Annotated in this window: 6 protein-coding genes; 2 read left to right on the top strand and 4 right to left on the bottom strand. The window is 65.0% G+C overall.

The annotated features are described in order from the left end of the window. Positions 1-12: 12 nt before the first annotated feature. Positions 13-282, bottom strand: a complete 270-nt coding sequence (locus HBA99_RS01000) for a hypothetical protein (RefSeq protein WP_030096102.1) — start codon at positions 280-282, stop codon at positions 13-15. Between the two features lie 96 nt (positions 283-378). Between HBA99_RS01000 and HBA99_RS00995 the strand changes: the two genes are divergently transcribed. Further along, positions 379-1,353, top strand: coding sequence for a cation diffusion facilitator family transporter (locus tag HBA99_RS00995; protein ID WP_070951686.1), 975 nt, complete (start codon positions 379-381; stop codon positions 1,351-1,353). Between the two features lie 39 nt (positions 1,354-1,392). Next, a complete protein-coding gene (locus HBA99_RS00990) occupies positions 1,393-1,806 on the top strand; it encodes a hypothetical protein (RefSeq protein ID WP_064407550.1) in 414 nt (137 codons plus the stop codon). Positions 1,807-1,868: 62 nt separating this feature from the next. Here HBA99_RS00990 and HBA99_RS00985 read toward each other — a convergent pair whose 3' ends face one another. From HBA99_RS00985 to fadD32, 3 genes are read right to left on the bottom strand one after another with little or no spacing between them, the layout of a single operon-like run. Then, the gene (locus tag HBA99_RS00985; protein WP_057965349.1) at positions 1,869-3,422 is read right to left on the bottom strand and encodes an acyl-CoA carboxylase subunit beta; all 1,554 of its coding nucleotides are present in this window, start codon (positions 3,420-3,422) and stop codon (positions 1,869-1,871) included. A 2-nt stretch (positions 3,423-3,424) separates the two neighbouring features. Beyond that, positions 3,425-8,773 carry a polyketide synthase Pks13 gene (gene pks13, locus HBA99_RS00980; protein ID WP_070951687.1) on the bottom strand — a complete coding sequence of 1,783 codons (5,349 nt, stop codon included), beginning with the start codon at positions 8,771-8,773 and terminating at the stop codon, positions 3,425-3,427. 49 nt (positions 8,774-8,822) lie between these two features. Next, positions 8,823-10,736 (bottom strand): long-chain-fatty-acid--AMP ligase FadD32, encoded by a 1,914-nt coding sequence (gene fadD32 / locus HBA99_RS00975; protein ID WP_070931785.1) that lies wholly within the window; start codon positions 10,734-10,736, stop codon positions 8,823-8,825. Positions 10,737-10,852 lie beyond the last annotated feature (116 nt).

The following is a 10,852-nucleotide window of genomic DNA, read 5'->3' as shown; positions in this document are numbered from 1 at the left end:
TCACGGAGGGGACTAGTGGTGGCCCCGTCGCCGATAGCCGTGGCCTCCTCCACCGAATAGTCCACCCATGACGCCGCGGTAGTCCTGCTGCGGCGGCGCGGGCGGATACGGTTGCGGGGCGGGTGGATACGGCTGCGCGGGGGGCGCCTGGTCGATATGCGCCGACGGGCCGAAGCGCGCGGCGCCGTCCACGAACTGCTGCAGACTCTCCTGCTCCACCAGCACGGCGGCGCACCCCGTGCATTGGAACGTGCGGACACCAAACCATTTCGTCGACAGCATCTGCGACTCACACTTGGGACAGGTCAAGGGCTGAACGTTTGTCATGACACATGCTAGCATGCATATGTTTGCATGAATTTGAGAGAGGAAGTGGCCATGTCCACCGACGCACACGAGCACGGAGCCGGGCACTCCCATAGCCACGGCGTGAGTGCCGACGCCGATCGGAAATGGCTGACCATAGCCCTGATCCTGATCGGCGGATTCATGGCCATCGAGGTCGTCATCGGTGTGATCGCCCAGTCGCTGGCGCTGATCTCCGATGCCGGGCACATGCTGACCGACGCGGCATCGATCGTGTTGGCGCTCATTGCCATACGACTCGCCTCCCGCCCGGCTCGCGGCAGCTACACCTACGGGCTCAAACGCGCCGAAATCCTGTCGGCACAGGCCAATGGCGTCACCCTGTTCCTGCTTGCCGCCTTCTTCATCTACGAAGGCATCCGCCGCCTTATCACTCCCCCAGAGGTGTCGGGGCTGCTCGTATTCGTCACGGCGCTCGCGGGTATCGCCGTCAATGTGGCAGCCACCTGGTGCATCAGCAAGGCCAACCGGTCCAGCCTCAATGTCGAGGGCGCCTTCCAGCACATCCTCAACGACCTGTACGCCTTCATCGCCACCGCCGTCGCCGGTGCCGTGGTGTGGCTCACCGGGTTCACCCGGGCCGATGCCATTGCCGCCCTCGTCGTCGCCGCGCTCATGCTCAAGGCCGGATGGGGTCTGGTACGTGAATCGGGCCGCATCTTCCTGGAAGCCGCGCCGGCGAACATGGATCCCGACGCCATCGGCGCTCAGCTCGCAGCGTTGCCATCCGTCGCCGAAGTGCACGATCTGCACATCTGGCAGATCACCTCCGGCCAGCCCGCACTGTCCGCCCATATCTTGGTGGCCCCCGACGCGGACTGCCATGGAATACGGCGCGACATCGAAGGGTTACTCCATACGCAGTACGACATCGACCACACAACGTTGCAGGTCGACCATGAGGACACCGAGGCCTCCACACACTGCCTCGACCCCCACGGAGAGCCGTACCGCTCGGGCGAAAACATGTTGCCCGGCAAAGGTTAGGTATCTACTATCGCTTGTAGTAGACCAACGGAGGTCGCGATGACAGAGCTCACCACTCGCGCCGACAGATTTTTGCGAGCCGCCACCGTTGCTTTCATCATCGGCTGGGCACTGGACCTCATCGACCACTTACGCCGCGGTATCGCGGCGGCACCGCCCACGCTCACGTACCTCTCGGCCACGCACGCGGTGCTGATCGCGATTGCGGTGACGATGATCCTGCGCCACCGCAAGCACGCCCCGGAGGCCACCGTGGTGGTGGGCACCGCCAGCGTCCTCGGACTCGGTTATGTCCACCTCATGCCGACATACTGGCCCGCAGTCCAAGACAGCTTCATCTCCGGTCCGCGCATCGACGTCACCTGGTTTTCCTGGATGACGATGCTGCTCTCGATCTCCGCCGCCATGGTGTGGGCGCACGCGGGAAGCCGCGCCCTGGTGCTGCGCGACTAAACCCGTACAAGCAGAAGGCCCCCGCCACGCGTCGCGTGCGGGGGCCTTCTGGTGATGAATCGTTAGATCGGGGTGAGACCGTGCTTGCGCTGCACCTTGCCGAGATTCTGCTTGTCCCGCAACAGCTTCAGCGACTGACGCAATAGCAGCCGCGTCTGATGCGGCTCGATGACGCCGTCGATGTAGCCACGCTCGGCAGCGATCCACGGCGTGGCCAGGTTTTTGTTGTACCCGTCGATGAAGTCCTGTCGGATCTTCCGCACCTCTGGAGCCGTCGGATCGGGGAATCGCTTCACCAGCAGCTGCGCGGCACCCTCGGCGCCGATCACCGCGATACGCGCTGTGGGCCAGGCGAAGTTCAGGTCGGCTGAGAGTTGCTTGGAACCCATGACCGCGTACCCGCCGCCATAGGCCTTGCGGGTAATGATGGTCACCTTGGGCACATCGGCCTCCACCACGGCATTGAAGAACCTGCCGCCGCGCTTGATGACGCCGTTCGTCTCTTCCTCCACACCCGGCATGGCGCCCGGGGTGTCGACAACGAACACCAAGGGCAGATTGAACGAGTCACAGAACCGGATGAAACCGGCCGCCTTGTCGGAGGCCTCGTTGCCCACCGCTCCCGACATGTGCATCGGCTGGTTGGCGATGACGCCGACCGGGCTTCCATCGACACGGGCGAACGCGGTGATCATGGAGGGGCTGCGCTGGTCGGCGATTTCGAAGACGTCACCGTCGTCGAAGATCCGCAGCAGAACCTCGTGCATGTCGTAGCCCTGGTTATCGGCATCCGGGATGATCGTGTCGAGGTACAGATCGTCCTCGGTGATCTCGGGCTCCAGGCCCGGATTCACGATCGGCGGATAGTCGAACGTATTGGAAGGCAAGAAACTGAGGTAGTCGCGCACGTACTGGTACGCGGCCGCCTCGTCCTCGACCACCTTGTGAATGTTGCCACGCTGAGCCTGCACATCCGCGCCGCCGAGTTCGTCGAATGTGACGTCCTCGCCGGTGACGTCCTTGATGACGTCGGGGCCCGTGATGAACATGTAGCCCTGATCGCGCACCGCGACCACGAGGTCGGTCTGGATCGGCGAATACACCGCACCGCCGGCACACTTGCCGAAGATCAACGAGATCTCCGGAACCATGCCACGCAGCATCTCGTGACGACGCCCCAGCTCGGCGTACCAGGCCAACGAGGTGGCGGTGTCTTGAATGCGGGCGCCCGCCGAGTCGTTGATACCGATCACCGGGCAGCCGTTGGTCGCCGCCCACTCCATGAGCTTGGCGACCTTGCGGCCGAACATCTCGCCCACGCTTCCCTGATACACCGTCTGATCGTGCGAGAAGACTGCCACCGGACGGTCGTCGATGCGGCCCAATCCGGTCACCACACCGTCGGTGTACGGGGCATTCGGATCACCTGGGGTACGCCCAAATGCGCCGAGCTCCAGGAAGCTGCCCTTGTCGAGCAGTGCGTGGATGCGGGCACGCGCACTCGGGATGCCCTTGGCATCACGCTTGGCGATGGCCTTGGCGTCACCCGGCTCTTGTGTGCGGGCAATCCGCTCACGCAGGTCGGCGACCTTCTCCGCAGTTGTATGTGGTGACACGTCTAGCCTTCCTGGTTCTTCGCATTGATGGAACGCAATGCCTGACTCATATGAGCACCGACCTTAGCGATGAACGGTTCGTCGATGATCTGGATGTGCTCCCCGCCAACCGGGACCACCTCAAGATCGGAGACGAACTCGCCCCAGCCACCATCGGGCTGGCGCGTCGCGTACGCGGGCTCGAAGGTGATGGCGTCATCGTGATACCGGTCGGCCATGTACAGCGTCATATGCCCGTCGAAGGACACCGGCGTCGAGGTGTCGATGGCCCGTTGATCCAGGTAGGACGTGCGCTGGTGCTCGATGATGCCGCCCGGAATCTCCACGCCGGCGGCCTTGACGGCCTCCAGCACGAACCGCACCTGCCCCTCGTCGTCAAGCTCCTCGAGTTGCTCGTAGGGGATCTCCGGGATCTGCACGTTGAAGGTCTTCTCCGCGAACTTCGCGTAGCGATCCCAGCGTTTGCGCGTCTCCTCCGTGGTCGTCAGGATCGGCGTCCCGGGGCGCACCCCATCGATATTGCCGACCCAGGCGACCTCGGCGCCGGCCTCCTTAAGACCCACCGCGCAGGCGTACGCCAGTACCGCACCCAGTGACCACCCGGCGAGGATGAACGGGCCCTTGTGCAACTCCAGCAGCTTCGGCACGTACTGGGCGGCCCGCTCCTCGATGGTGCCTTCGACACGTTCGAAGCCGAACATCGGCGTGCCCTCCGGCAGCCGCTTCAACAGCGGCTCGTAGACCACCGTCGAACCACCCGCAGGGTGGAACACGAAGACGGGAACCGTGGCGGAACCCTCCTGCCGGGGTGCAAGCGTCCGCACGAAACCGTCGATCTTGCCGGCCTCCAGGCGGCTGCGGACAACCTCGCCGAGTGCCTCGATGGTCGGCGCTAGCTTGACCTCCTCGGCACCGATCTCCCCGTCCGCACGCTGCGAAAGGCGTTCAGCGAGTTTCTCTGCCGTTGCGTCATCGATCTTGGGCAGCGCATTGAAGATGCTGCCCGGCGACTCACCGGTGACGATGGCCCACGTGGCGAAGGCCACGCGTTCGGCCGCATCACGCGGCGGCACATCAGCGTTGAGTGCCTCGGCGATCGCCTCCTGGTTCATCGCGGCGGCGGCCTTGGCCAATTCCGACGTCTCCGCCGAAAGGGCCGACTCCGCGGCGGGAGCGCTGTCGGCCGTTTCGTTGGAGGATTCTGGCTCCGTCGGCTGCGGCACCGCATCCAGCACCTTCTCCAGATCGGCCTTCGACAGCATGCCGCCTGTCGGCGCGGCCTCCTTGAACTCATCGGTCTGCTGGTAGTCGTGCAGCTCGTGCACGGCGTCCGGGTTCTCCAACGCGTAGATGACCAGTCGCTCGACATCGAGCAGGTTGGCATCGCGCACGGCCTGCAGCTGAATGGGCGGCAGGTCGAAGTCGAATTCGACGCGGTTCTTGATACGCACCGCCATCAACGAATCCAGACCCAGCTCGATCAACGGCACCTCACGCGGCACGTCCTCGGGCTCGTAGCCCATGGCCAGCGACACGATCGCGGCCAGGCGCTCGATAACCGGTTCGCCGGACTCCTTGCTCCACTTCTTGAAGTCGGCGCCCGCGCCCGCCCCGGAGAGCAGGTTGTCGTGAATCTCTTCGGGCACTTCGTCTTCCACGACCGCGACCGCTTGTGCCGGGGCGGCCGTCACCGTCGCCGAACCGTTGGTGGCCACACCCGCGGCGGTCGCGAACGGCAAGGCGCCGCCCTGACCGGCACGGGAGACCACTGCGTCGTAGACGAGCGTGAACGACTCACCGATGCGGGCGTGTACCTGCACGGTGGCACCACCCGGGTGCCGCGACAGCGTGGTCACCAGCGTGGATCCCTCGCCCGGGATGGCCCGCTGCTCAAAGGCGGTGAGCTGTGCACCCGAAATAACCGATGTCGCCGCCGTTTTCACCAGCTCGGCGAAATCGACCCCGGCAGTCTCTCGCGGGCTCCACTCCCAGACATGCTTGCCATCAGGCAGCGAGACGTGCGTGCCCGGGATGCGGGTCGACCCATCGGCGCTGAAGTGAGCGGGCAGCCAGTGCGGCTTGCGCTTGAATTCTGTGGCGGGAATCGGCGCGTAGTCCGACGACTTGGCGGCCTTGTCGAACAGTGTCCGCGGATCCAGGGCGTGGCCGTGCACGTACAGCTGCGCCATGGTCTTGACCAGGGACTCGACCTCGTCCTCCTTGCGGGCGAGGGTCGCGATCAGCTGCGCGTCGGGCAGACCGGACGCCATGGTGGTGAGGCCAACCTGCATGAGCGCCACCGGATTCGGCGCCAGCTCCAGGAAAGTGGTGTGGCCGGCTTCGACGGCATTGCGGGTGCCGTGGGTGAAGTAGACCGAATGCCGCATTCCCTTTTTCCAGTAATCGACATCGTGCAGCGGCTCACCGCCGGGGCGGAAATAGTTGCCCTCGTGCACCGTCGAGAAGATCCCGACGGTCGGAGTCGTCGGCTCGATGCCCTGTAGCTCTGCGGCGAACTCGCCGAGCAGCGGGTCCATCTGGGAGGTATGGCCGGCGCCCTTGGTCTGCAGCTTGCGGGCGAACTTGCCCTCGGCCTCGCAGCGCGCCACGATCGCGTCGATCTGCGCGGGCGGACCGCCGATGACGGTCTGCGACGGGGCTGCGTACACGCACACCTCGAGGTCCGGGAAATCGGAGAACACCGTCTTCAGCTCATCGGCCGAGTACTCGACCAAAGCCATCAGCCGGATGTACTCGCCGAACAGCATCGCCTCGCCCTCACCCATCAGGTGAGCACGCGAGCAGATGACCCGGGTGGCGTCAGCCAGTGACAAGCCACCCGCGAAGTAGGCCGAGGCGGGCTCGCCCAGCGACTGCCCGATCACTGCGGTGGGCTTGGCGCCGTGCGCCTTGAGCACCTCGCCCAACCCGATCTGGATGGCATAGATGGCGATGTTGCTGGTTTCGATGCCGTACTCATGCGAATCGTCGAGGATCAGCTCGACGACGGAGTAGCCCCGCTCGTCCTGCACGTAGGAGTCGACCTTGTTGATCCACTCGGCGAAGAGCGGATCACGCAGGTAGAGGCTCTTACCCATCTTCCGGTGCTGCGCACCGAATCCCGCCATCACCCAGACCGGGCCACTGCTGACGGGTCCGTCGGCGGAGTACACATAGGGCTTCTGCTTGCCCTCGGCGACGGCACGCAGTCCCTTGACGGCCTCTTCGTGGTCGTGTGCCAGCACCACCGCGCGCGAGCGGCCGTGGTTGCGACGTGAGAGCGAACGGCCGATGGACTCCAGCGAGTACGACTGCCCCTCTTCGGTTTCCATCCAGTCGGCCAGGGCAGCCGCAGCGGCCTTCTTGCGCGAGGAAAGGAAGCCTGAGATGAACAGCGGCACAACGGGAGTCACCGGCTCTTCATTCGATAGCGCCGCCAGTGCCTCATCCCGGAGACGCTTGGCCTCATCGGTCAGTCCGGGCAGTTCTGCCGGCTCGTCGGAGTACCCGCCCAGGAACTCGCCATACTCGTCAAAGCGGGTAGCAACGGACTCGTCACCGCTGCCCTCGGTATCATCCTCTGCCGCAGCATGTTTGCCATTGACGTCGGCGTCCTCATCGGATTCGGACGGCTCCGCCGGTTCGACCAGGTCGATCGGCAGCACCTCACGCACCACGATGTGGGCGTTGGCGCCGCCGAATCCGAAACCGGAGACACCCGCGATGGCGTGGCCGCTGTAGCGCGGCCAGTCGGAAACCTGATCGACGACCTTGAGTCGGATCGCGTCGAAGTCGATGTACGGGTTGGGGCCGGTGTAATTGATCGACGGCGGAACCTTGTTGTTCTGCAAGGCCAACACGATCTTCGACAAGCTCGCGGCGCCGGCCGCGGACTCCAGGTGCCCGAAGTTCGACTTCGCCGAGCCCAGTAGCGCGGGCTTGTCGGCATCGCGGCCACGACCCACCACCCGGCCCAGGCCGTCTGCCTCGATCGGATCGCCGAGGATGGTGCCGGTGCCATGCGCTTCGATGACGTCGACGGTGCGCGGATCGATACCGGCGTCCTTGTAGGCCTTGCGCAGTACCTCTGCCTGAGCATCCGGGTTGGGCGCGAGCAGACCGTTGGACCGGCCATCGTGATTGACCGCGGACCCGGCGATGATCGCCATGATCGGGTCACCGTCGCGCCGCGCATCAGAGAGCCGCTTGAGTATCAGCATGCCGCCACCCTCGGAACGGCTGTAGCCGTTGGCATCCTGCGAGAACGACTTGATGCGGCCGTCCGGCGCGAGCACGCCACCGACCTCATCGAATCCGACCGTTACCACCGGGGTGATGAGCGCGTTGACACCACCGGCCACCACCACGTCGGCCTCGCCACACCGCAGGGCCTTGACGCCCTGGTGCACCGCGACCAGCGACGAAGAACATGCGGTGTCGACGGCGACGCTTGGCCCGCGGAAGTCGTAGAAGTACGAAACCCGGTTCGCGATAATTGAACTCGCGTTACCGGTGATGGCGTACGGGTGCGTGACGGTGGGGTCGGCCACCGACAGATAGCTGTAGTCGTTGTTGGAGCTGCCGATGTAGACACCGACACTCTGACCCTTGAGTGCGGACGCCGGGATACGGGCGTTTTCCAGTGCTTCCCAGGTCAATTCGAGAGCGATCCGCTGCTGCGGATCCATGTTGTCGGCTTCCATCTTGGACAGCGTGAAGAACTCGGCGTCGAATCCCTTGATGTCCTTCAGGTACCCACCACGGGTGCTGGCCTGCGCAACGCGTTCGGCGATGCGCGGCTCGACGGTGAACTCTTCCCAACGTCCCTCGGGTAGATCGGTGATGGCGTCGCGACCCTCCAGCAGCGCTTCCCACAACTGCGCCGGTGAGTTCACATCGCCGGGCAGGCGCGTCGACAGACCGATCACCGCGATGTCGAATTCGCCTGCGGCAACATTGGGATCGCGTGACCAGTCCTCTTCACCGGCATCCGGCAGCTCCGGTTCACCCTCAATGATCCGGGTGGCCAGTGACTCGATGGTGGGGTGCTGGAAGGCGACGGTGGCCGTCAGCGTTACGCCGGTGAGGTCCTCGATATCGGCGGCCATCGCGACCGCGTCACGCGAGGACAGACCCATCTCCACCATGGGCGCCGACTCGTCAACACGGTCGGGACTCACCCCGGTGGCCTTGGCGATCCACTCGCGCAGCCACGTGCGCATCTCCGGGATGGTCAGCTCACCCTGCGGTGTCCCGCCCGCGGGAGGCGCGTCCGAACCGGCACCGCCATCCGTTGCCTCTGGAGCCTCGGGTTCGGTCTCTGGTGTCGAATCCTGTTGCGTATCAGTCATGTTCGAGCCCTCTCCGGGGTGTTGCGTACGGACGACCGTGTGTGAACGGTTACTGCCGGTCGTCGGGGAATGCGGTCTGCTGGTATCCGCCGCGCAGGCTGCCGTCCAGATAGCTGGTCCGGGCCGCGCGGCGGGCGATCTTGCCGCTGGAGGTCCGGGCAATCGAGCCGGCGGGCACCAGTAGCACGTCCCGCACCGTCACACCGTGACGCACAGCGATGGCGGCGCGCACATCGTCGCCGACCGCCTGGTTGTCCGACTTATGTGCGCCCACGCTGCGCTCGCCGATGATGACCAGCTGCTCCGAGGAATCCTCCGGGTCGTACTTCAGACCGGCATGCGGATTGTCGAAGACCACCTGCGGCAACTGGTTGGCCGGCACCGAGAACGCGGCCACATATCCCGGGCGCAGCGCCTTGTTGGCCTCCTGCGCAGTGAACTCCACATCCTGCGGGTAGTGGTTACGTCCGTCCACGATGATGAGGTCCTTGACGCGGCCGGTGATGTACAGCTCACCGTCGACCCATACTCCGAGGTCGCCGGTGTTGAGCCAGTTGGCGTCATCGGGCACGCCCTCGGCGTGGGACGCGGAGATCCGCGACTTGAGCGTGTTGTGGAACGCTTCGCGGGTCTCCTCCGGACGGCCCCAGTAGCCGGACCCAATGTTGTTGCCGTGCAACCAGATCTCGCCGATCTGCCCGTCGGGCAGTTCCGACGCGGTCTCGCCGTCGACGATCACGCCCCATTCGTCCCGAGCCATCCGGCCGCTGGATACCTGCGTCACCGAGTTCTCGGCACCCGGCTCCACCTGCACGATGCGACCGGCGTTGAGTTCGGTGCGGTCCACGTGCAGCACGCGCGCCCGCTCCGTGTTCCAAATGGTCGAGGTGACGAACAGAGTGGCCTCGGCCATGCCGTAGGACGGGTGAATCGCCCTGGGATCAAAGCCGTATGGCTCGAAGGCGTCGCAGAACTTCTTGATCGAGGCCGTGGACACCGGTTCGGAACCGTTAATGATCGAGTACACGTTCGACAGGTCCAGCGGCGGCTCGCCCTCCTTGGGCACACCGCGCAATGCGCAATGCTCAAAAGCGAAGTTGGGCAGCGCCGAGAAAGTTCCACCATGATCGTCGCCCTTGACGGCCATTTCCCGCAGCCAGCGCAGCGGGCGGCGGATAAACGCCGCCGGGCTCATCACCGTCATGTACCGGCCGATCATCGACGGCACCATCACCGTGATCAAGCCCATGTCATGGAAGAACGGCAGCCAGGTGGTTCCGCGTAGATCTTCATGGCTTTGTTGCCCCTGCTTGGCCGACAACGCGTCGATCAGCTGCAGCAGGTTGGTCGCAAGGCCGAGGTGCGTGATCTGCACACCGGCGGGCGCGCGGGTCGAGCCGGAGGTGTACTGCAGGTAGGCGATGGTGTCCTTGGTGGCCACCGGTTCAACCCAGGTCGAACCCACGTCGTTGGGAATCGCATCGACGGCAATGACGCGAGGACGCTCCTTGGGCGGGCGATTCCGGAAGAACTTGCGCACGCCCTCGGCGCAGTCGGTCGTGGTGAGCACCGCGGACGGCTGGCAGTCGTCGAGGACCGCGTGCAGGCGGCCCGCATGGCCGGCCTCGCTGGGATCGAACAACGGCACCGCGATCGCGCCGGCGTAGAGCGCACCGAAATGCGCGACGAGGTAGTCGAGGCTCTGCGGGGCCAGGATGGCGACACGGTCGCCCGGCTTGGTCACCTGCTGCAGGCGGGCCGCCACGGCGCGGTTGCGCGCGCCGAACTGCGACCAGGTGATGTCGATATAGGCACCGTCGCGCTCTGTCGAGAAGTCGAGGAACCGGTAGGCCAGGCTGTCGCCCTGCGACTCCGCCCAACCCTCAACGTGGCCAACGATGCTCCCGTCCTCGGGGAACTTGATGTGGCCCGCCGAGTCGAGGAACGGGTTGTCGAACGCCATGTGTGCTTCTCTCCTATGACGGCGCATGATGCGCGTTTCGCGGGCCTGAGGCATTCGCGAGCACGCGTCATCGCGAACGTCAAATCCTCGATGATCCTACCGAGAGGCGATCGCGT

The organism is Mycobacteroides chelonae, assembly GCF_016767715.1.
GTDB classification, from domain to species: domain Bacteria; phylum Actinomycetota; class Actinomycetes; order Mycobacteriales; family Mycobacteriaceae; genus Mycobacterium; species Mycobacterium gwanakae.
The sequence above is the reverse complement of the archived record's forward strand: the minus strand, read 5'-3'. Positions and strand labels throughout refer to the sequence as shown.

Coding starts and splice junctions, on each gene's coding strand:
- HBA99_RS01000 (WP_030096102.1), bottom strand. CDS start 282: ATGCTGTCGACGAAATGGTTTGGTGTCCGCACGTTCCAATGCACGGGG.
- pks13 (WP_070951687.1), bottom strand. CDS start 8,773: ATGACTGATACGCAACAGGATTCGACACCAGAGACCGAACCCGAGGCT.
- HBA99_RS00990 (WP_064407550.1), top strand. CDS start 1,393: ATGACAGAGCTCACCACTCGCGCCGACAGATTTTTGCGAGCCGCCACC.
- fadD32 (WP_070931785.1), bottom strand. CDS start 10,736: ATGGCGTTCGACAACCCGTTCCTCGACTCGGCGGGCCACATCAAGTTC.
- HBA99_RS00995 (WP_070951686.1), top strand. CDS start 379: ATGTCCACCGACGCACACGAGCACGGAGCCGGGCACTCCCATAGCCAC.